Raw genomic sequence first — 21803 nt, forward strand, 5'->3', positions numbered from 1 at the left:
AAATTCTGGGAATATACATTGCAAAAATACAAAAAAAACCGCTCTTGATTTTAATTTTAACATTTTTTAGATAAATAGAGTGTATATTTCTTATGCTAGATTTTTATTATAACGATGTTTTATTTACTTTAGAAATCCAAATATCTCTCAGTTCATGAATTTTTTTAAAAAACCATTATTTTATTTTTTTTCTCTCTTAGTTGCGGTGAGTCTATCTTTAGCTTTTTCAAGTGATGATATCCTTAAACGCTCCAATCTTATTTTTGATTATAATGTTTACGCTTTACCCATTCCAGAAAATCTTAATTTTTCAGAAGAGCCACTTCCTTTATATTTACCTGATATTAGAGAACGTATGGATCGTGAATTACTTGTAAATACCTATTGGCAGTCCAATAGCTTATTGCTTTTTAAGCGTGCCCACAAGTATTTTCCTATTATAGAGCCTATTCTTGAGCAGTATGGTATACCTGAAGATTTTAAATACTTGGCCGTTATCGAAAGTGGATTACAAAATGTAACATCTCCTGCAGGAGCAAAGGGGTTTTGGCAAATAATGAAATCGACGGGTAAAGAATATGGTATGGAAATCAATAGTAATGTTGATGAACGCTACCATTTAAAATTATCAACCCATCTTGCTTGTCAATATCTTTTAAAGGCCAAAGAAAAACTTGGCTCATGGACTCTAGCTGCTGCTTCTTATAATGCTGGAATCAGTGGAATTGCGTCGGAGTTGAACCGTCAGTCAGTTTCAGACTATTATGATTTGTTACTTGGAGAAGAAACTGGGCGATATCTTTTTAGAATCGTTGCTTTAAAGGAAATTATGACCCACCCCAAAAAATATGGATTCAATTTTGAAGACAAAGACTTGTATGCTTATGCACCCACTTATGAAGTAGAAGTTGATACTGCGGTGTCAGATTTTGTTGAATTTGCTAAGAATTTTGGTTTGAATTATAAGCAGTTGAAACTTCACAACCCTTGGCTTAGAGACGATTTTTTAAATAATAAGTCTAAAAAAAAATACCTAATAGAGCTTCCCAAAAAAGACTACTATACATTAGATAAATTAGACTAATTAAAGGTTAACGTCTTCTTCCACCGCGCGCTTGGCCGTAATGCTGGTTAGGGATAGACGCTTTTTTCATTTGCTGCTTCATCATTCTTATTTGTTCTGAGAGCATATCTCTTTTATCTAGAGCTTGCGCTTCTTTCAATAATCGTTGTGCTTCTTGCTTTCGTCTTTTGGTAAATGCTATCCCAGCTAAATTTAGTTTTGCCATTGCCATGTCATGGTCCATTGACAACCCTAAAGCCACTGCGTTCTTAAAATATTTCTCTGCAGCGGTCATGTTGCTTTGAGAAACCATAATCCCTTTTAAAAAGTTGTAGTAGCCTTGCTGTTTTTGTGTAAGTGCAGACTTAGGGTTTTTAATTCGGTTCAACCAACGTTCAGTTCCTGGAAAATCTTGTTTTCTCAGCTTTAAAAAAGCCAATAAAATTAGTTCATTTTTATAATACAAAAACAAAAAAGTAAGGCCAATAAGAATAAACATAATGCCGTTACCAATTTGGGATTCGGTAAATTGAAAGACAGCATAGGCTAACGATATAACGAATAGTACGATTTTTATATTTTTATGAAACATATTTTTTTGGTTTTTAAAGGAGTACAAATGTAGTAAAAAACAAAATAAAAATATTTTAAAATTGCGTTTGTCATAGTAAAAAGTCTTTGTATATTTGCACGGCGCTTTTTCAAGAGCACTCAAAAATTGTAGAATTCATAAACCGACATCGGTTTAACAAGATAAATTAAAATGAAAAGAACATTTCAACCATCTAAGAGAAAGAGAAAAAACAAGCACGGCTTCAGAGACAGAATGGCTTCTGCTAATGGTAGAAAAGTGCTTTCTAGAAGAAGAGCTAAAGGAAGAAAGAAACTAAGCGTTTCATCTGAAATTCGTCATAAAAAATAATGATTAACAATTGTTAATATATTATAAGGTGTTACTAGTCGTAACGCCTTTTTTTGTATTCAAACGTTGTTTATTTTTGAATTAAATTAATATCTATCCAACACTAATAAAAATGCCAAAACGAAAAGATTTAAAATCCATCCTCATTATCGGTTCAGGGCCGATCATTATCGGACAAGCATGCGAATTTGATTATTCAGGGTCGCAAGCCCTACGTTCACTTCGTGAAGATGGAATTGAAACTGTTCTTATCAACTCCAATCCCGCAACTATCATGACAGACCCATCAATGGCTGATCATGTGTATTTGTTGCCTCTAAATACAAAATCAATCATCAAAATTTTGAAAGAACACCCGCAAATTGATGCTGTTTTACCAACTATGGGTGGTCAAACCGCGCTTAACTTGTGTATAGAAGCTGACGAAAAAGGCATTTGGGAAGATTTTGGTGTAGAAATCATTGGTGTAGATATAGATGCTATTAACATCACCGAAGATAGAGAACAATTTCGCGAGTTAATGCTAAAAATTGGGGTTCCAATGGCACCTCAAGCTACGGCAAACTCTTACCTTAAGGGTAAAGAAATAGCACAAGAATTTGGTTTTCCATTAGTTATTCGCGCTTCTTTTACACTTGGAGGTGCTGGTGCTTCAATTGTTTATAAAGAAGAAGATTTTGATGAATTACTAAAACGCGGCTTAGAAATCTCGCCTATCCATGAGGTGATGATTGATAAAGCCATGATGGGTTGGAAGGAATACGAATTGGAGTTATTAAGAGATGATAATGACAATGTTGTTATCATTTGTTCGATTGAGAATATGGATCCAATGGGGATTCATACAGGAGACTCCATCACGGTTGCTCCAGCAATGACTTTAAGCGACACCACTTATCAAAAAATGCGTGATATGGCCATTCACATGATGCGAAGTATTGGCGATTTTGCAGGGGGTTGTAACGTTCAGTTTGCTGTTAGTCCAGATGAAAAAGAAGATATCATTGCCATAGAAATTAATCCTCGTGTTTCACGATCTTCAGCACTAGCCAGTAAAGCTACGGGATATCCTATTGCAAAAATAGCAGCAAAACTTGCTATTGGTTATTCTTTGGATGAGCTCCAAAATCAAATTACAAAATCAACTTCGGCATTATTTGAGCCGACTCTAGATTATGTCATTGTAAAAATACCACGTTGGAATTTTGATAAATTTGAAGGAAGTGATCGTGAATTAGGTCTTCAAATGAAAGCTGTAGGTGAAGTGATGGGAATTGGACGTTCTTTTCAAGAAGCATTACACAAGGCAACCCAATCCTTAGAAATTAAACGCAATGGATTAGGCGCAGATGGCAAGGGCTACTCCAACTACGATCAAATTATTAGCAAACTGAAACATGCGAGTTGGGATCGTGTATTTGTGATTTATGATGCCATACAAATTGGGATTCCTCTTTCTCGGATTCATGAAATTACTAAAATCGATATGTGGTTTTTGAAACAATATGAAGAATTGTATTTCCTCGAAAAGGAAGTTTCAACATATTCCATAGAAACAATCACAAAAGAACTCTTGCTAGAGGCCAAACAAAAAGGATACGGAGATCGACAAATTGCCCATATGTTGAGCTGTTTGGAAAGCCAAGTGTACAACAAGCGTAAAGATTTTAATATCAACAGAGTTTACAAGTTGGTAGACACTTGTGCTGCAGAATTTGAGGCAAAAACACCTTATTATTATTCCACCTTTGAAAGCCAAATGACCACTAAAGAAGGACATACAGTTACAGAAAATGAAAGTGTTGTTACTGACAAAAAGAAAGTCATTGTTCTTGGTTCTGGACCTAATCGAATTGGACAGGGGATCGAATTTGATTACTGTTGTGTACATGGTGTTTTAGCGGCTGCCGAGTGCGGGTACGAAACCATCATGATTAACTGTAACCCTGAAACTGTATCTACAGATTTTGATACGGCAGACAAACTATATTTTGAACCTGTTTTTTGGGAGCATATATATGATATTATACAGCACGAAAAGCCTGAGGGCGTCATTGTTCAATTAGGCGGGCAAACGGCACTGAAGTTGGCTGAAAAACTGGATCGATATGGAATAAAGGTTATCGGAACGAGTTATCAGTCTTTAGATTTGGCCGAGGACCGGGGCTCTTTTTCTACACTTCTAAAAGAAAACAATATCCCTTATCCAGAATTTGATACAGCCGAAACCGCGGATCAAGCGCTTAAAGTTGCGGATAAATTAAATTTTCCAATACTAGTGAGACCTTCATATGTATTGGGTGGTCAAGGCATGAAAATCGTAATTAATAAGCAAGAGCTTGAAGATCATGTGATCGATTTACTCCGTAAAATCCCAAATAATAAACTGCTTTTAGATCATTATTTAGATGGCGCCATTGAAGCAGAAGCCGATGCGATTTGCGATGGAGAAAATGTATACATCATCGGTATTATGGAGCACATAGAACCTTGTGGAATCCATTCTGGGGATAGTAATGCAACACTTCCACCATTCAATTTAGGGGATTTAGTGATGCAACAAATTAAAGATCATACCAAGAAAATTGCACTCGCTTTAAATACTGTTGGTCTAATCAACATCCAATTTGCTGTTAAAAATGATAAAGTATATATCATTGAAGCCAATCCAAGAGCATCTAGAACAGTACCTTTTATTGCAAAAGCATACGGAGAACCTTATGTGAATTATGCCACTAAAGTGATGCTAGGCGATAAAAAAGTTACTGATTTTGACTTTAAACCACATTTAGATGGCTATGCAATTAAGCAACCAGTGTTTTCATTCAATAAGTTTCCAAATGTGAATAAACAATTGGGACCAGAAATGAAAAGTACTGGAGAAAGCATTTTATTTATAGATAGTCTAAAAGACGATGAGTTCTATGATTTGTATGCTCGACGTAAAATGTATTTGAGTAAATAACAAAAAAAAAGGCGGCGTTTTAGTCGCCTTTTTTTATGAGTTGAAAATCGAAAGAAATAGTTACTGTATCACTGACTTTGTTGCGAACAATTTTTGGAATTTCTATTGCAAAATCATCAGCACTTACATCAAAAGTACCGTTGAATTTCATGGTATTGTCTTCTTTAATTATATGAGTTTCAACAGAGATAGATGTACTCTTCCCATGCATTTCTAAGCGCCCCGAAAGGATATGTTTTTTATCTAAATTTTGAACATCAAAATTCAATAATTGCCCTTTAAAAATTGCTTTGGGATAACGATTGCTTTCGATATAACTTTCATTAAAATGCTCTTCCATAAGTGCATTTTTAAAACGAAATCCTTTGACTAAAGCCAAAGCCGCAAAAGTTCCATCAGTCGTGTTTAGTATCGCCGTAACATTTTCATTTGTAGCCTTAACTTCTTCAAAAGCAGGCATAGAGGCTTCAAAAGTGAGTGTTCCAGAACGAGTCCAATATTTTTCTTGACTGTTTGCAAGACTGGTACAACAAATAAAAAATAGAACTACATATTTCATTCTAAATAGCCTTCATTCATCCATTGTTCTACCAAATCAATACTGACTTGTGGCAATCTCGAACCATACTTTGGCATAAATCCAGATTCACCGGGTTGACGATTCATACGATCCAAGGCATCTGTATTTTCAAAAACATTTTTCACCTGACTGTAATTTGTCATCGGTACAGATGCACCACCTACAGCAGGGTTGGAGTGACAAGCAACACAATTCGCATCTATAATCGGTTTAATGTGTTCAGTATAGGTAATGTTTTCTGTTAGCGGTGTTTGTTCAATAAGATCACTTTCGCTGCTATTCTCACAACTAGTACCTAAAATAAGCGAAATCAAAATAAATAAAAAGTTTATGTTTTTCATTGTTGTATTAGGTTACTTTTAATTAAATAATTTAACTAATTTATGTCATTTCTGAACAATTCCTACTATCTTAACAAAGATTTAATTTTTATTTTTATGAATAAGAAATATGGTATTATTGTTCTAATTGTACTGCTATTGGGGGTTTTAGCTTATTTTTATACACAAAAGCCTCATCGAGATATTGGTGCTGAAAAGGTAGAATTTCGTTTATCGTCGGATACATTATTGGATCAATTTATTTCTGATGAAGACGCAGCATCCTCAAAATTTTTGGATAAAACAATAGTGATTTTTGGAAGCGTTACAGAAATTAATAAGAACTTTTTAACACTTGATGATAAAATTTACTGTAAATTTGATGTAGTAATACCAAAAAAAAATACAAATTCTTCAATTGCAATAAAGGGGCGTTGCATTGGATTTGACTCATTATTACAACAAATTAAATTGGATCAATGTTTGATTTTAGAACCATAATGCTATTGTTGTTTTTGTCACAAAATCTTTGTGGTCAAAATGATATTTTTGAGTTGGCTCGTCGTGGATCTGTTCAAGAAGTTAAAGCAGTTGTAAAAGAAACACCAAACGTGTTGAATGCTAAAGATCAGCGCGGAAGTACGCCACTTGTTTTGGCCTGTTACTACAACAATATTGAAGTGGTAAGCTATTTGATTCCAAAGGTGGAAGATATCAATGGCAGTACCAAAGACGGTTCGCCATTGATGGCCTCGGCCGTTAAAGGTTATAATGCTATTTCTAAACTATTAATAGCTGCTGGAGCAGATGTCAATTTACAAGACGCCAATAAAACTACAGCATTGCATTATGCCGTAATGTTTAAGAACTATGATTTAGTACTGATGCTTCTTGAAGCAGGTGCCAACCCTAATCACAAAAATAACGTTGGGCAGTCGCCCAAGGATTACGTAATTGTCCAAAATGATGAGCGTATGCATAAAATCTTTAAAATTAAATAAATAGCTTATGAAAAAAATTACACTATTATTACTTGTTTTTACATTTTTTATTTCTCAAGCGCAAAGTACCACTACAGGTGAAATCACACTTACACCTGGCTTCACAGTACAGTTTGATGTTGATGGCCCAAATGATACGGTAACTATGACAATGGTTGGTCCTTCAAATGTTTGGTTGGGGGTTGCAATAAATTCTACCCTCCCTGGTATGGGAAATTTAGGTGATGATGTAATTATCTTTTCAAATTCTGGTTTAAAAGATTACCATATGGCAGGCGGTAATGGTGACCCCAATGAAGATACTAATCACTGGAATTTAATTGATGAGGATTACTCAATTCCTGGAGTTATTACTTTGGTTGCCACGAGGGTACTTGACACATCTGAGTCAACCGACTATGTTTTTTCAACTTCAACTGGGACTATTCCATTTCTCTGGGCAAAAGGAAATAATTCATTAAACTTAGGCTGGCATGGAGGCGCCAATCGAGGTGGAGCTCAGGGGACTTTTGTATTAAGTTCTCCATATTTTACAATGGAAAAATTTGAAATTTACCCCAACCCAACAGTCGATGAGCTTAATTTTGAATTTCCTGACAATGTACAATCTGCCAACGTTCAGGTTTATAATATTTTAGGGAATCAAATCACGCAGACCCAATTGAAAAGAACAGTTCCAAAACTCGATACAAATGCATGGGCATCAGGGATGTATGTAGTGCAAATTATTACAGAAGATGCCGTTCAAACCAAGCGCATCATAAAACAATAATTTTTTATGAAATTTAAAATTCTCATTATTTTCTTATGCTTTACTTGTTTTGGTTTTGCACAAGACGATTTATTGAGTGAAATAGATGTTGAAAGTGAATCATCAACAACAGTAAGTTCTGTTTTTAAAGGGTTAAAAATTATAAACTTTGAGTCTACTAAACTTGTAGGTAAAGGCGGGTTTTATTTTGTGGTATCCCACCGTTTTGGGAGTGTAAAAAATGGATTTGAAAATCTTTTTGGTCTTGATGAAGCCGTAACCCATCTCAATTTCATCTATGGGCTTACAGAGGGTATTAATGTAAGCGCATCACGAAGCTCAAATCAAAAGATTTATGAATTGGCTTCAAAGTTTAGAATTATTAAACAATCTGAGCGCTTTCCGTTTTCAGTAGTAGGTTATACTTCAGTTTTAGCCAACACTGCATTGAGCACAGATAACTTACCAAAACTTGAATTCAAACACCGTTTGAGTTATGTTGCACAGCTACTGATATCTAGAAAAGTAAACAACAAATTATCACTACAATTCACACCAACATTTTTTCATGACAATTATGTGGTCAACGATCTTCAAGACAATTCACAATACGGATTAATATTTGGTGGGCGTTACAAGATTGGAAAACGCTGGTCTTTCAATTTGGAGTATGGTGCTCATCTTAACCGCGCCAAAAATTCGCTCTATAACAACCCTTTATCCTTAGGGTTTGATCTTGAAACTGGCGGTCATGTATTTCAATTACACTTTACAAATTCTCAATTCATGAATGCGAATGGCGTAATGGGAAACAGTACTGGCGATTGGTCTGAAGGTGATTTCTACTTTGGCTTTAACATAAGCCGTTCGTTTTAGGCTTATTTTGCTTCCTGCAGATATTTCTTTTGAACAAAATTAAACCCAATTATCAGTGCTCCGGAATAGAATAAATCACCCAGTAAAGCATTTCTAAAGAAAGGCAAGGCCAATGTATAACACTCCGCTAACCCAGTCCAAGTCTTTGGGTATCCCAACAGCCAAACTCCAAAGTTTGTAATGATAAAAAAGCTAACGCTACTTAATAGAATAGCCGAAAAGCTTGCTTTTTTCGATTGTGTTCCGATAAAACTCACTACCACAAAAGCAAAATAAACAAAAACAGTGATGCTCGAAAATCCTAGGAATAGATCAGATATTGCCATTACAGTCAAGGGTAGTGCATAGGCCATTACTTTATTGGAAAGGTATAGTCCTCCGAAAAGCGCTATGGCGGTAATCGGAGTGAAGTTTGGAAGATGAGGAACAAGCCTAGTGAGTACGGCTATTACCATGAAAAGAAGGATAACAATTGTTTTGTTGGCGGTTAAATTTTTCATTCAAAAAAGATTATTTTTCGTTGGCGTTAAAAATACTTAATTTAAAATTTAGTCTGCTATCATTAGAACATCTTTAGCATCTAATTTATCTGCAACGCCTAAGCTCTTTGAGCTATTTTGTTCAATTGCGAAACGACCAGACCCCTCTATTGCTAATAGAGCCGCTTGTAATAAGGGTTCCGATACGTCGCCTAAAACTCCGTAATTTGATGCTTTTTCTTTAAACTCGATGTCAGGGATCAAGCCTGATGAAGGTACTACAGTATTGTTTTTATTTACGGTAATTGCTATCAATGGCAGTAGCGCATAAGTGTGGCTGGGATTGACATTGGTTCTACTTAGATTTGATGAGTCATATATGATTTGCGAGGCTTGTGATTTTCCAACAGTAGTATCTCCTATTTGAACAACATCTATGTATGCTTTTAAGCTGTTGATAATCATTTCGCTAGAAGAAGCGGAGGCTCTACTGGTTAATACATAAACTTTGTTTAGATTCAAACTATTGATGTTTGTGCCATTATTCAGAGTGGATGTAAAAAGATAGTCGTAATTATTGGTTTGTAGAGCTTCGTTGTATTGCAATGTCGCAAAAACTTGATTGTTGAAATCTCCAGTAATCATACTGCCTAAGGCTGCAGCTGTTGCCACACTGCCCCCAGGATTATAGCGAAGGTCAAGAACAAGATGGTCGATATTTTGAGCTTTAAATACGCCAAAGGCCTGATTGAGTTCCGTGTCAAACTCGTTAACAAATCCATTGTACATTAAATAACCCACTTTATCGTCTTCCAAATTAATTATTTTTGTGCTGTATACAGGGTTTTCGGTATAAACAGATTTTGTCAATGTTATGGCTTCTGAATTATCATTTATGATGTCATCTGAGCTATCAGCCGTGTTGTTATCGTCATAATTAGCCAGATTTAAAGTATAACTATCTCCACTCAAAAGCGATCTATAATTATCCACGGTCAAGCCAGTACCGTTAATTTTATTAAAAACCTGTCCTCTAGTGAGCGAGGTCTGACTGGCGTTGCTGTTGGGTAGGACAAGGCGTACAACACCAAACACATTGATTGAACTGCCAGGAACATAATAAAAGTTGAATTCAGCACCAGTTTTCTCGGCAACCCCACTAAGGGACTGTTCCAATGTAAAATAATTGCTAGTAATGATACTGAATCGATCTACACTTTCTCTATCATAGATTAAGTCCTCAAATAAGAGTTCAGGAGACCCGTAATTTGTTAAATACTCTTGATAGTCTGAATTTGAACTAAACCGATCGTTTGCAAGATCTGGAATATTTGAGTTGTACAAGTATACAGCATTCATAGCTTTCCACACAAAGTCTTTAACATTCCTTGTGCTTGTTATGTTATCATCATTATCTTCAAAACAACTGAATGAAAATCCAATTAAAGTGATTAAGGCTAAATATTTTATTTTTTTATTGATAGATGTATTTTTATTGTTTTTCATTTTTATAAATGCTATTATTAGAGACTGAACGATCAATATTTATACCACAATTTACGTTAAAAAATAATAAAATTTAAAAAAATAGTTTTGATCTTGTAACAAATACCAAAACTACTCGTCTTGAAAATAACACGATCAGACAATATGAGTGAAAGCGAATACATAGCATTAGTTGATCCTTTCAAAACCAAATTGTTTCGGTTTGCTAAACGTTTTTTAGTTTCTATTGAAGAAGCAGAAGATGCTACTCAGGACGTTCTTTTAAAATTATGGAAAATGCGGGATCGTTTGGGTCAATATAAAAGTCTAGAAGCTTTTGCAATGACCATTACCAAAAATCACTGCCTAGACCGATTAAAGTCGAAGCAAGCGCAGAATTTAAAAATCACACACAATAATCACAAAGACCACAGATATGAGCTGCAAAAAGATATTGAGGTTAGCGATAGTATAAGATTAATTGAAAAATTTATAACAACTCTGCCTGTTCAACAACAGTTGATTGTTCAGCTTAGGGATATTGAACAATATGAGTTTAAAGAAATTTCTGAAGTATTAGAAATGAATGAAACAGCTATACGAGTGGCGCTTTCTAGAGCCAGAAAAACATTAAAAGAAAAATTGATAAAAGCACATAAGCATGGAATTACAAGCAATTGAAGCGCTTTTAAAGAAATATGAGTTAGGAGAAACCTCTATGGCAGAGGAGACTCAATTAGCTTTATTTTTCAAATCGAGTTCAGTGCCCGAACATTTGGAGCATTACCGCTCGCTTTTTGATTATTTCTATAATTCAAGACAACAACAATACACAACAAAACTAAATTTTAAATCAACTTATTTTGAATTTAAGCGTTTATCTGTTGCCGCTTCAGTTATAATTTTATTAGGTTTAATTCTTAATTACAATTTAGAGTTGAAAAACAAACAATATTCAGAGGAAGAGCTTTTTGTTTATGATCAAACCAAAACAGCATTAGAAATGTTGTCAACGAATTTCAACAAAGGGACTTTACAGCTTAAGTCCTTAGAAATTTTATCTAAAACCCTTCAAAAAGGCGAGGAGAACATCTCCTTTTTAAATACATTTAATACAACAACCCGTAAAATATTTAAAATAAATAAGTAAATTTAATATTATGAAGAATATAATAATCATTTTAATTTTTGCCATTGCTCCAATTGGATTTGCACAAAGTCTTTTTGAAAAATACGAAGACATGGATAATGTTTCTTCAGTAGTAGTCAATCAAAAAATGTTTGGTATGCTTGCTGAAATGCAAATTAAAACCAATGATCCTGAAGCTGACACTTTTTTAGAACAAGTTAAAACACTAAAAAATTTAACGGTCTACACTACTGATGATTTAACAGTTTCCAAAGCTATTATTTTAGATGTAGACCGCTATATAAAATCTTCTTCACTTGAAGAGCTCATGCGTATAAAGGATGGTGATAAAAACATTAAGTTCTATGTTCAATCAGGCAGAGATGACAATCATGTCTCAGAACTTCTTATGCTTGTCAATGGTTTGACAAAAGCTTCGGATGCTAGAGATATTAAACTGGGTGGAGAGAAACGAATTGTTGAAACTATATTGCTTTCACTTACTGGAGACATTGATTTGCGTAATGTATCTAAATTGACAACTCAACTTAACGTGCCAGGTGGAGAGCAACTTAAAAAGGCTTCTAAAAAATAAACTATGCGTTCATTTGTTCTTGGTCTGGGTGTTTTTATTTCAGTCTTTTTTTTCGGTTGTAATTCTCAGCCTAGTTTACAAACCTATTTTGTAGATCATCAAGAATCTCCCAATTTTATATCAATGGATGTTCCAATTTCCTTTTTGGGCGCAAAAGATGTTAAAATGACTGATAGACAACGTCAAGCTGTTAATTCTATTGATAAATTGAATATGCTTGGCTACAGTTTAAGGTCTGGCGATAACGATTCATATAACAAAGAAGTTAATGAAATTAAAGACATACTAAATGATAAACGCTACAATGAACTGTTGCGTCTTGGTAATTTGAATGATGGTCGTGTAAAAATTTGTTACGTAGGAGATGATGAAGTTATTGATGAACTAATTGTTTTTGGGAGATCCAACAAGTATGGATTTGCAGTAATTCGTGTCCTAGGTGACGATATGGAAGTGTCTAAAATAATGGAATTAGGACCAATAATAAGCCAATTAAACACCGAAGATATTAATGTCGAAGGGTTTATGGACTTTATGCTCTAATCCATTCACTGATTTATAAAACAGATACTTTAGCAGTAAATCTTTTATATCCCTGTGTAATTGGATGGGGTAATTTTCTTCATTTCGTCTTTAATTGCATCACTTACTTTAAGGGCATCAATAAACTCTGCAATAGAGTTTTGAGTTATAGCAGTATTGGTTCGCGTTAACCCTTTCAAGGCCTCGTAGGCATTTGGATAACCTTCACGTCTTAATATCGTTTGAACAGCTTCAGCCACTACAGCCCAGTTTTGTTCTAAATCAGTAGCAATTTTTTGCTCATTTAGAAGTAATTTATTCAAACCCTTAAGTGTGGATTTAAAAGCGATAATGGTGTGTGCAAAAGGCATTCCAACATTACGCAAAACGGTGCTGTCGGTTAAATCTCTTTGCAGTCTGGATGTTGGTAATTTTGCGGCAAGATGCTCAAATAGCGCATTAGCTATTCCAAGATTTCCTTCACTATTTTCAAAATCAATAGGATTTACCTTATGTGGCATGGCTGAGCTACCAACTTCTCCCTTTTTAATTTTTTGTTTAAAATAATCCATCGAAATATAGGTCCAAAAGTCACGATTCATGTCGATGATAATAGTGTTTATGCGTTTCATCGCATCAAACAGCGCTGCAGCATGGTCGTAATGCTCAATTTGTGTTGTTGGGAATGAATGGTGCAGCCCCAATTCATTATTGACAAAGTTTGATCCGAACGATTTCCAATTAATTTTAGGATACGCAACATGATGAGCATTATAGTTTCCTGTTGCACCACCAAATTTGGCAGCATTGGGAATACGCTTTAAAACCTTAAGTTGTTCTTCTATTCGAACTTTGAAAACTTCAATCTCTTTGCCCAATCGAGTAGGTGAAGCTGGTTGTCCATGAGTTCGGGCCAATAAGGGGACGGATTTCCATTCCTCAATAAAACCGCCTAAAGTATCTACAAGAAGATTCAATTCTGGGAGATAAATATGCTTTATGGCGTCTTTAATGCTTAACGGAACCGCTGTATTGTTTATGTCTTGAGAAGTCAAACCAAAATGTATGAACTCTTTGTGTAAGCTTAGACCTAAGGCATCAAATTTTTCTTTGATGAAATATTCTACGGCTTTTACATCGTGGTTGGTCACACGCTCAATTTCTTTTATGGCTTTAGCATCTTCAGAAGAGAATCTTTCATAAATAGCACGCAAATCAGCAAACAAATCAGTATTGAAATCTTTTAATTGTGGGAGAGGAATAGCACATAAAGCGATAAAGTACTCGATTTCCACAAGAACGCGGTATTTTATAAGTGCTTCTTCTGAAAAATAAGCAGCAAGTTCATTAGTTTTGGATCGGTATCGTCCATCGATAGGAGAAATAGCGTTGAGTGGTGTAAGCGGCATAAGATGCAATTTAAAAAGGCAAAGATATCACTTTTCGTTCTAAGAATTCAATTTGTTTGATAGATGATGGGATTAATTCCTATTTTTGAGGAATGATTTCAAAATCGCCTGTTGTATTTTTCATAGGATTTGTATTTCCCGAGCCTAAATCATCTGCCGCTGGGAGACGTATTATTCAATTGATAAACTTTTTCAAGACTCAGGGGTTTACTGTTGTGTTTGGCTCTGCTGCAAATCGTTCTGAGCATTCATTCGACCTAAAATCTATTGGAGTTGTAGAAGAGCAGCTCTTTCTAAACAGTAACTGTTTTGATGATTTTATATTAAAATTGAACCCAAACATAGTTGTGTTTGATCGTTTTATGACCGAGGAACAATTCGGTTGGCGGGTAGCGGATTTTTGTCCAAAGGCCATTCGTATTTTAGATACTGAAGACCTTCATTTTTTACGGAAAGCAAGAAAAGATAATAAAAATGGATCGACTGTTTTTTCCAAAGAATACTTAAAAACGGATACCGCTAAGAGAGAATTAGCTAGTATATATCGCTCCGATCTCTCATTAATTATTTCTGAAATTGAAATGGATATTTTAATAAAACAATTAAATATTCCCCCCGATTTATTAATTTATATTCCTTTTCTTTTGGATAATCATTCGATTCCAGATCAATTAAATTCACCTAAATTCAGTAAGCGTAATGATTTCGTTTTTGTTGGAAATTTCTTGCATCCTCCTAATGCTGATGCCGTATTGTTTTTAAAAACAAATATTTGGCCTCATATTCACAAAAAATTACCTCAAGCATCTCTCCACATTTATGGTGCTTACCCCAAGCAAAAACATTTAAATCTTCAGAGCAAGAGGAATAACTTTTTTGTTCATGGCCATGTTGATGATATTGATTATGTTCTCTCATCGTCAAAGGTTTTGTTAGCACCCCTTCAATTTGGCGCTGGTCTTAAAGGTAAGGTTGTTGATGCCTTACGAAATGGAACTCCTTGTGTTCTGTCCTCAATTGCAGCAGAGGGAATTTTTGGAACAGATTCACCTAACGGCTATGTAATTGATGATGAACGTCTTTTTGTTGAATACTCTATTGAACTTTATACGAACAAAACTCTTTGGGAAACCAGTCATTATAATGGCTTTGAAATTCTTGAAAAACGTTTCGGTTGTGCTAAATTCTATTCTAGCATGTTGTTCAAAATACGAGAAATACAAACGCATTTGGAGGAACATAGACTAAAAAATCTAACAGGAATGCTGTTACAACACCACGGCATACAAAGCACGAAATATTTTTCTAAATGGATAGAAGCTAAAAATAATTAGCTCAGAGCACTTTAGGCGTTATAGATCAGTTGATATTCTGAAGTTTAATTTGGTTAAGCAGCCATTGTTGACACAGTTAGTGATTTTTTAGTATCAATTTTATATAATAAATTATATTTTAATATATTTGATGAGATCCCAAATTTATATAAAAATGAAACTTTTTAATTTCAAAGCTATTTTGTTGGCTTTATTACTTACTTCAATTTTGTCATTCTCTCAATCAAATTCTATAAATCAAACTTTATTTGGTCATCAACTCACCGATGCAAATATTGAATTTATCGATCATTCAGGTGTAATTCGCTGTGGTAGTGTGGAATATGAACAATACTTAAAGGCATTACATCCAAAGCGGGCTACAAAGGAAGATTTTGAATCATGGATAGCGCCAAAAATTCAAGAATTTAAAGCGCGAAGATCCAATTCTATTTCTGCTCTAACAACAATTCCAGTGATTTACCACATTCTAACTGATGGTGCAGGATCTGAAAATCTTTCAGTTTCAGCTATTCAGGCACAAAATGACCAATTAAATTTAGATTTTAGTAATAATTCGGGTAGCTCATATTCAGTTGCTGTTGATACAGAGGTGCGTTTTATTTTGGCAAATAAGAATGCGCAAGGTGTGGCTCTTGCCAATCCTGGAGTTAATAGGATCACTGATTACGGTGAAGGTCCGTTTTCGGATTTAGATCTGCAAAATTCAATAAAACCCGAAACCCAATGGGACCCTACGATTTATTTAAATATCTGGTTAGCCAAATTAGAGGACGGTCTATTAGGTTATGCTCAATTTCCATCTAATTCAAATTTGCCAGGCTTGGACACTGACGAAGGAGCAGCAAATACAGACGGGGTAGTTGTTTTAGCTTCTAGCGTTGGCTCGTTAGTAAACCCAAATTCATTAGGGGATGTATATGGATCTGGAAGAACCTTAACGCATGAAGTTGGACATTGGCTAGGTCTTCGTCACATATGGGGCGATACTGCTAACTGTACTAATGATGACTTTTGTGCAGATACTCCAGACGCTTCAGATTTTAATTCTGGATGTCCCGTAACAGATAGTTGTCCTGATAGTTTAGGAAATGATATGGTCGAAAACTACATGGATTATACAATTGATTCTTGTATGGATACTTTCACTGCTGATCAAAAAGCAAGAATACAAACGGTCTTGGCAAACTCACCCAGGCGCATTGAATTAGGAGCTGGAGATTACTTTTTGGACACTCAAGTTTTTCTTTACCCTAATCCAGTTACAGACTTGCTTAGGATTAACTTAGTTGGTTTTAGTAGTTTTCCTGAAAATTATACTGTTTATAATATGCTGGGTCGAGTCTTATTCGAGCAACCTATTAAAACAACAAATGATTTAATTGTAAATACCTCCGATTTAAGCAAAGGAGTTTATTTTATTAAAATCACAGCAAACAAGAATTCAACATCTCTACCTTTTATAAAGAATTGACTTTAGAAATATGTAAATAAATAGAGGTGTTCAACAGCGCAATTATTACATAGTAATTTATGAATTTATGTTTAAAATATACATTATAACAAAATTTAGCGCATTAGCTTTGTGGCAATCCACGCCATTGGAATGTATGCTACTGCAAGATCAAAAATGGAAAACCAAAGGGGACTAGGGACTTGTGTCACCATGGAAACGCCTCCATAGAGAAATACAAGCGCAACGATGTAGCCTACTTTTGTTTTTTTACTTTTTGAAATTTTAATAGCCATTACCGCTCCGGCTAAGGTTCCTAGTGCATGTGCTAAAAAAGGGAACAAAAAATGAATGGGTTTGTACAGGCCAATGTTGGCCTTAACACTATCAACATTAGTCACATCTACACCTGTTGGGGGCGTCACAATGTAACTACTCAGAAAAATTACAGCAAAATTTATAATTGCACCAATAAAAATACCAAGTAATACGGCCAAACCATTTCTTAGAAAAGGATTCATAGAGTTTTAGTTTTAATCAAAGTTAAAAAAAATACTTATGCCTTTTTGGTTTACTTCAAGTAAATTGAATCGCTATAAATGAAAAAGTTGATGGTTTTTAAGTTCTCTTTTTGAAAATCAGATTTAAGAGAAACAAAATTATAAGTGCCCCAACAGCACCAGTCAATACTGCTCCTATCCAGCCAGAACCAAGACTGATTCCTAGTTTTTCCAAAGACCATCCACCTACGAAGCTACCAATAATTCCAACGACGATATTGCCGAAGAGACCAAGACTGCTTCCTCTAAAAATTGTACTTCCAAGCCATCCCGCGATTGCTCCAATAATAATTGTGCTAATAATTTCCATATATTTTAATTTACAGTTAATAAATCATCAATACTAGCCACAAAAAAATAAAAAAGTGAAATCACATAAGTGTGAAGTGTTTGGTTTTTGTTCATGATTGGGGGCAAGCATTAACAACTCAAATATATAAAATTTTTATTAAGTCAAAATTATAAAATAAAATCTTTAACGATCGCGGCTTAGGATTTTGTATTCCTCATAGCATTCGCTTATGGCATCAAGGATTTGAAGGTCATTGGCCGTTTTTATGAAGTCATCTGAATAATTACATTCACTAATCAATAGATCCAAATCAACTTTATCAACTTGTAGAAGAGCAGTAAGCATTTCACGGTCAAAGCGAGAAGCTAAAATACTACGAATTTCGTCCTGTTTTTTCATCTTCCGCAATTTTTTCATCTCTCTCGGTTTTTTGCCAAATATATTATAAAGGAAATCAGCAGGGTTGAAAATTGCCCCTAACACTTTAGTTACCATAGACGGGGACCTAGGGCTAGACTCATAGCCCGTATTTAGACCAGAAATGCTGTAACGAATATTTTTTTGTATTGGAACTTGCTTTATATCTACTTCTAGATATCCTGTAAGTTTTAATTTGTTCACCACTACTTCTTCGAGAGTTAATGCCAACTCAGTAAGTTCTATGGTAGTTTCATTTCCAAAGTTGACCCAATCGTTGGTAACTCTCACTTTAATGGATTTGAACCCCAAAAATGAGAGATGGAGGGTGTCATTTACTTTTGCGCGTATTTCAAATTCGCCTTTTATATTGGTAGTGGTCCCGTAAACTTGATTGAGGTTTACTATATTGACGTTTTCCATGGGTTCCTCATCAGCTCCATTTACAATTTTCCCCTTGACCGTAGAACCATCCTGACCAAACCCAAATTGAAATGTGGTTAAAATGAATAAAATAATCAAGTTATGCTTCATAAGAAAATTTCATCATAAAAGTAATAAACTCAATATACATAGCAAATAGCAGACCCTGTTTTGTTTTAAAATTAACAAATTGATTATTTCCTACGGTTTCTTCTAGGGCGAGAGGAGCTATTGCCTTGCGGTTTAAAATCAGATGATCTTCGTGGTGAGCGACCTCCATTGTCTCGACTACGTTCTTTACGTCGACCGTTTCCATCTGATCTAAAACTATCTTTTCTTCTGGATCGGCCACCTTTTTGGTTTCCAAAACGACGGTTTCCACGCCGTTCTTTTTTCTCCGTAATTTCAACATTTATGTAACGACCATTTTGTTTGAAATCTGAGAAAAACTCCAAGACTTTAGGCATATTGACTGTTTCCGTATTGAAAAAAGAAAAACTGTCTTTTACGTCAACTTTAAATACATCGTCTTGACCAAGTTGAAGAGCATCTCGCAAAAAATCTTTCATGCTCATCCAATCGTAACCGTCTTTTTTCCCGATATTTATAAAGAATCGAGCTGATTGATCATCTTGGTTTTTTTCTAAAAACGAATCCTTCCCACTCGGTGAGTTTAAGTTTTTTGCTTTCTTATAATAATTGAAGAATCGAGTGAATTCTACGGAAAAAAACTTTTTAATCAATTCTTCTTTACTACTTTCCTCAAACAATAAATTAATTTCCTCTAAATAGGGGTCAATTTCATGGTTGATTTCTGTGTCGTGAATTTTATGCGCTAAAGCTTTAAGTTGAACTTCACAAATTTCCATTCCATCTGGAATGTCTTTTTTGACAAATCCTTTTTGGATTATTTTTTCAATTGTTTTGATTTTACGTTGTTCACTTTTGGTGATAATTACCATAGATACACCAGTCTTTCCGGCGCGACCCGTACGGCCACTTCTGTGTGTATAGGTTTCAATTTCGTCGGGCAATTGGTAATTTATCACATGTGTAATATCATCAACATCTATTCCTCGAGCAGCAACGTCCGTAGCGACAAGCATTTGAATTTGTTTATTTCTGAAGGACTTCATTACTATGTCTCTTTGATTTTGACTTAAATCTCCGTGAAGTGCCCCTGCGCTGTATCCATCCTCAATTAACTTCTCTGCAACTTTTTGGGTATCCCTTTTGGTACGGCAAAAAATAACAGAAAAAATATTTGGATGTGCATCAGCGAGTCTTTTTAGAGCAGCATACCGATCTCTTGATCCAACCAAATAAAATTCGTGGGATACGTTTTTACTACCAGTATTTTTACTTCCAACAGTAATTTCGTTAGGAGCTACCATAAATTTCTTCGCAATAATCGATACTTCTTTTGGCATTGTTGCTGAAAACAGCCAAGTTGATTTTTCCTGTGGGGTATGCGAAAGAATAGACTTGATATCTTCAAAAAAGCCCATATTAAGCATTTCATCCGCTTCATCTAAAACAGCATAGTCAATTTTAGAAATATCGACCAATCTACGACTGATCATGTCTTTCATTCGACCAGGGGTAGCTACAATTATTTGAGCACCTCTTTTTACATTTTTTGCTTGTTCAGTTATGCTTGCCCCTCCATAAATTGCAGTTACATTCAATCCTTTACAATACTTTCCGTACAGTTTTATCTCATTGGTAATTTGCAAACACAATTCTCTTGTAGGAGATAAAATCAACCCTTGTGTTGTTCTGCTGTTTACATCTATCTTTTGTAGCATGGGAAAACCAAATGCCGCTGTTTTTCCCGTCCCAGTTTGCGCCAGGGCGACTAAATCATTTTCTTCAGATAAAAGTGTTGGAATTGCTTTTTGTTGAACTTCACTTGGAGTTTCGAAACCAAGGTCTTTAATGGCTTGAAGTAAATGATCTTCAAGTCCCAGTTGTTGGAATGTATTCATTCGTATGTCTATTCGATATGCATTTTGGTGTTACCTCAGAAGCGTATCGAACAGTTTTTTACCATACTTCTTGTAACACATCCTCACCCTGAGGATTTGCGGCAAAGGTACGTTAAATAATTAAGTTAGTTGTGTTTGTTGAAAAATGCGATTAATTTTGCTATTGCAATTCCTCTGTGGCCAATTTCATTCTTTTCTTTAAGAGTCAACTCAGCAAAAGTTTTATCTTTTACCGTTGGCTTAAAAATTGGATCGTATCCAAATCCGCCCGATCCTTTTGCAGTGCGTGTGATTTCTCCTTTACATATTCCCTCAAATTGAATCAATTCTCCTTTATAATGAAGTGCTATGACTGTTTTAAATTGAGCAGATCGGTTTGCAGTTTTATCTAAACTCAATAGGAGTTTTTCAATATTTTTTTTTGAATTTTTTTCAGGCCCAGCATAGCGTGCAGAATGAACACCAGGGGCACCATTTAAAGCCATAACCTCCAAACCAGTGTCATCTGCAAAACAATCTTTATTGTACTTCATTTTGATATAGTTTGCTTTTTGAATGGCATTGCCTTCAATTGTGTTTTGGGTTTCAGGAATGTCTTCATAACATCCAATGTCTTTCAAGCTAATTAGTTTTATTTCGTCTGGTAGTTGGGCTTGGACTTCTTTAAGTTTGTTTTGGTTGTTCGTAGCGAATATAATTTGAATCATAATTATTGATGGTGATAGGGTTCGTTTTTAAGAATTGTAAATCCTCTGTAAATCTGCTCGAGGACAAATAAACGTACCATTTGATGTGAAAAGGTCATTTTAGAAAGTGAAATCTTTCCAACTGCTTTTTTGTGCAGTTCCTCGGAAAATCCATATGGCCCTCCGATGACAAAAACCAGTTGTTTGATTCCAGAATTCATTTGTTTTTGTAAAAATTTTGAAAATTCGACGGACTTGTATGATACACCATATTCGTCGAATAAAAATAATCGGTCTGTACTAGATATTTTATTTAAAATTAATGCAGCCTCTTTATCTTTTTGAATATCTTTTGAGAGGTTTTTTCTGTTTTTCAAGTCTGGAATTACTTCTAGCGAAAAAGAAATATAGTGCTTAAGCCTCGCTTCATATTTTTGAATCAACTCACGCAATGCTTTTTCATCTGTTTTTCCAATTGAAATGAGTTTAATTTTCATAGGACAAAGTTAATCATAAATTAAATGACTTTTCTTTAATTTAATAGTTCAAATTC

25 protein-coding genes are annotated in these 21803 nt (G+C 34.8%); 13 read left to right on the plus strand and 12 right to left on the minus strand.

The window, feature by feature from the left end; translation table 11 throughout:
• Positions 1 to 154 precede the first annotated feature (154 nt).
• Positions 155 to 1084 carry a lytic transglycosylase domain-containing protein gene (locus tag FORMA_RS08195; RefSeq protein WP_069675206.1) on the plus strand — a complete coding sequence of 310 codons (930 nt, stop codon included), beginning with the start codon at positions 155 to 157 and terminating at the stop codon, positions 1082 to 1084.
• 7 nt (positions 1085 to 1091) lie between these two features.
• On the opposite strand, the gene FORMA_RS08200 is transcribed toward FORMA_RS08195, so the two are convergent.
• Positions 1092 to 1655 carry a hypothetical protein gene (locus FORMA_RS08200; RefSeq protein ID WP_069675207.1) on the minus strand — a complete coding sequence of 188 codons (564 nt, stop codon included), beginning with the start codon at positions 1653 to 1655 and terminating at the stop codon, positions 1092 to 1094.
• A 171-nt stretch (positions 1656 to 1826) separates the two neighbouring features.
• Here FORMA_RS08200 and rpmH point away from each other — a divergent pair, with 171 nt between their 5' ends.
• Together rpmH and carB are read left to right on the plus strand one after the other, a co-directional pair.
• Complete coding sequence (gene rpmH / locus FORMA_RS09235; RefSeq protein ID WP_083236586.1) at positions 1827 to 1985, plus strand: 50S ribosomal protein L34; 159 nt, start codon at positions 1827 to 1829, stop codon at positions 1983 to 1985.
• 112 nt (positions 1986 to 2097) lie between these two features.
• Entirely contained in the window at positions 2098 to 4950 is a 2853-nt protein-coding gene (carB, locus tag FORMA_RS08205; RefSeq protein ID WP_069675208.1) for a carbamoyl-phosphate synthase large subunit, read from the plus strand.
• Positions 4951 to 4969: 19 nt separating this feature from the next.
• Here carB and FORMA_RS08210 read toward each other — a convergent pair whose 3' ends face one another.
• Positions 4970 to 5509: a YceI family protein gene (locus FORMA_RS08210; protein ID WP_069675209.1), complete on the minus strand. Its 540-nt coding sequence runs from the start codon at positions 5507 to 5509 to the stop codon at positions 4970 to 4972.
• A complete protein-coding gene (locus FORMA_RS08215; protein WP_069675210.1) occupies positions 5506 to 5871 on the minus strand; it encodes a hypothetical protein in 366 nt (121 codons plus the stop codon). Before FORMA_RS08215 ends, FORMA_RS08210 begins: the two co-directional genes overlap by 4 nt.
• A gap of 96 nt (positions 5872 to 5967) precedes the next feature.
• On the opposite strand from FORMA_RS08215, the gene FORMA_RS08220 reads away from it, so the two are divergent.
• The 4 genes from FORMA_RS08220 to FORMA_RS08235 are packed head-to-tail and all read left to right on the plus strand — an operon-like array spanning position 5968 to position 8478.
• Positions 5968 to 6351: an OB-fold protein gene (locus FORMA_RS08220; protein ID WP_069675490.1), complete on the plus strand. Its 384-nt coding sequence runs from the start codon at positions 5968 to 5970 to the stop codon at positions 6349 to 6351.
• Positions 6330 to 6851, plus strand: a complete 522-nt coding sequence (locus FORMA_RS08225) for an ankyrin repeat domain-containing protein (RefSeq protein WP_083236588.1) — start codon at positions 6330 to 6332, stop codon at positions 6849 to 6851. The genes FORMA_RS08220 and FORMA_RS08225 overlap by 22 nt, the downstream gene beginning before the upstream one ends.
• Positions 6852 to 6858: 7 nt before the next feature.
• Positions 6859 to 7623, plus strand: a complete 765-nt coding sequence (locus FORMA_RS08230) for a T9SS type A sorting domain-containing protein (RefSeq protein ID WP_069675211.1) — start codon at positions 6859 to 6861, stop codon at positions 7621 to 7623.
• Between the two features lie 6 nt (positions 7624 to 7629).
• Entirely contained in the window at positions 7630 to 8478 is an 849-nt protein-coding gene (locus FORMA_RS08235; RefSeq protein WP_069675212.1) for a DUF5777 family beta-barrel protein, read from the plus strand.
• Positions 8479 to 8480: 2 nt separating this feature from the next.
• Here the strand turns inward: FORMA_RS08235 and FORMA_RS08240 are convergent, their stop codons facing one another.
• Positions 8481 to 8978, minus strand: a complete 498-nt coding sequence (locus tag FORMA_RS08240; protein WP_069675213.1) for a DUF6580 family putative transport protein — start codon at positions 8976 to 8978, stop codon at positions 8481 to 8483.
• Between the two features lie 48 nt (positions 8979 to 9026).
• Complete coding sequence (locus FORMA_RS08245) at positions 9027 to 10463, minus strand: S41 family peptidase (RefSeq protein WP_069675214.1); 1437 nt, start codon at positions 10461 to 10463, stop codon at positions 9027 to 9029.
• A gap of 120 nt (positions 10464 to 10583) precedes the next feature.
• On the opposite strand from FORMA_RS08245, the gene FORMA_RS08250 reads away from it, so the two are divergent.
• The 4 genes from FORMA_RS08250 to FORMA_RS08265 are packed head-to-tail and all read left to right on the plus strand — an operon-like array spanning position 10584 to position 12709.
• Complete coding sequence (locus FORMA_RS08250) at positions 10584 to 11123, plus strand: RNA polymerase sigma factor (protein WP_335583340.1); 540 nt, start codon at positions 10584 to 10586, stop codon at positions 11121 to 11123.
• Entirely contained in the window at positions 11104 to 11592 is a 489-nt protein-coding gene (locus tag FORMA_RS08255) for a hypothetical protein (RefSeq protein WP_069675215.1), read from the plus strand. Before FORMA_RS08250 ends, FORMA_RS08255 begins: the two co-directional genes overlap by 20 nt.
• Before the next feature lie 10 nt (positions 11593 to 11602).
• On the plus strand, positions 11603 to 12166 hold the full coding sequence (locus FORMA_RS08260) for a DUF4252 domain-containing protein (protein WP_069675216.1): 564 nt from the start codon (positions 11603 to 11605) through the stop codon (positions 12164 to 12166).
• 3 nt (positions 12167 to 12169) lie between these two features.
• Entirely contained in the window at positions 12170 to 12709 is a 540-nt protein-coding gene (locus FORMA_RS08265; protein WP_069675217.1) for a DUF4252 domain-containing protein, read from the plus strand.
• Between the two features lie 44 nt (positions 12710 to 12753).
• On the opposite strand, the gene purB is transcribed toward FORMA_RS08265, so the two are convergent.
• The gene (gene purB / locus FORMA_RS08270; protein WP_069675218.1) at positions 12754 to 14097 is read right to left on the minus strand and encodes an adenylosuccinate lyase; all 1344 of its coding nucleotides are present in this window, start codon (positions 14095 to 14097) and stop codon (positions 12754 to 12756) included.
• Positions 14098 to 14189: 92 nt separating this feature from the next.
• On the opposite strand from purB, the gene FORMA_RS08275 reads away from it, so the two are divergent.
• Together FORMA_RS08275 and FORMA_RS08280 are read left to right on the plus strand one after the other, a co-directional pair.
• Entirely contained in the window at positions 14190 to 15431 is a 1242-nt protein-coding gene (locus FORMA_RS08275; protein WP_069675219.1) for a glycosyltransferase, read from the plus strand.
• A 154-nt stretch (positions 15432 to 15585) separates the two neighbouring features.
• The gene (locus FORMA_RS08280) at positions 15586 to 16905 is read left to right on the plus strand and encodes a T9SS type A sorting domain-containing protein (RefSeq protein ID WP_069675220.1); all 1320 of its coding nucleotides are present in this window, start codon (positions 15586 to 15588) and stop codon (positions 16903 to 16905) included.
• A gap of 95 nt (positions 16906 to 17000) precedes the next feature.
• On the opposite strand, the gene FORMA_RS08285 is transcribed toward FORMA_RS08280, so the two are convergent.
• From FORMA_RS08285 to rlmH, 6 genes are all read right to left on the minus strand, one after another.
• A complete protein-coding gene (locus FORMA_RS08285) occupies positions 17001 to 17405 on the minus strand; it encodes a hypothetical protein (protein WP_069675221.1) in 405 nt (134 codons plus the stop codon).
• A 97-nt stretch (positions 17406 to 17502) separates the two neighbouring features.
• Positions 17503 to 17754, minus strand: coding sequence for a GlsB/YeaQ/YmgE family stress response membrane protein (locus tag FORMA_RS08290; RefSeq protein WP_069675222.1), 252 nt, complete (start codon positions 17752 to 17754; stop codon positions 17503 to 17505).
• Between the two features lie 165 nt (positions 17755 to 17919).
• Positions 17920 to 18687 carry a carboxypeptidase-like regulatory domain-containing protein gene (locus FORMA_RS08295; RefSeq protein ID WP_069675223.1) on the minus strand — a complete coding sequence of 256 codons (768 nt, stop codon included), beginning with the start codon at positions 18685 to 18687 and terminating at the stop codon, positions 17920 to 17922.
• Between the two features lie 83 nt (positions 18688 to 18770).
• Complete coding sequence (locus FORMA_RS08300) at positions 18771 to 20564, minus strand: DEAD/DEAH box helicase (protein ID WP_069675224.1); 1794 nt, start codon at positions 20562 to 20564, stop codon at positions 18771 to 18773.
• A 125-nt stretch (positions 20565 to 20689) separates the two neighbouring features.
• Positions 20690 to 21268, minus strand: a complete 579-nt coding sequence (locus tag FORMA_RS08305) for a non-canonical purine NTP diphosphatase (RefSeq protein WP_069675493.1) — start codon at positions 21266 to 21268, stop codon at positions 20690 to 20692.
• Between the two features lie 5 nt (positions 21269 to 21273).
• Positions 21274 to 21747: a 23S rRNA (pseudouridine(1915)-N(3))-methyltransferase RlmH gene (gene rlmH, locus FORMA_RS08310; RefSeq protein WP_069675225.1), complete on the minus strand. Its 474-nt coding sequence runs from the start codon at positions 21745 to 21747 to the stop codon at positions 21274 to 21276.
• Between the last annotated feature and the right edge of the window lie 56 nt (positions 21748 to 21803).

It is taken from the genome of Formosa sp. Hel3_A1_48, from assembly GCF_001735715.1.
Taxonomy (GTDB): Bacteria; Bacteroidota; Bacteroidia; order Flavobacteriales; family Flavobacteriaceae; genus UBA3537.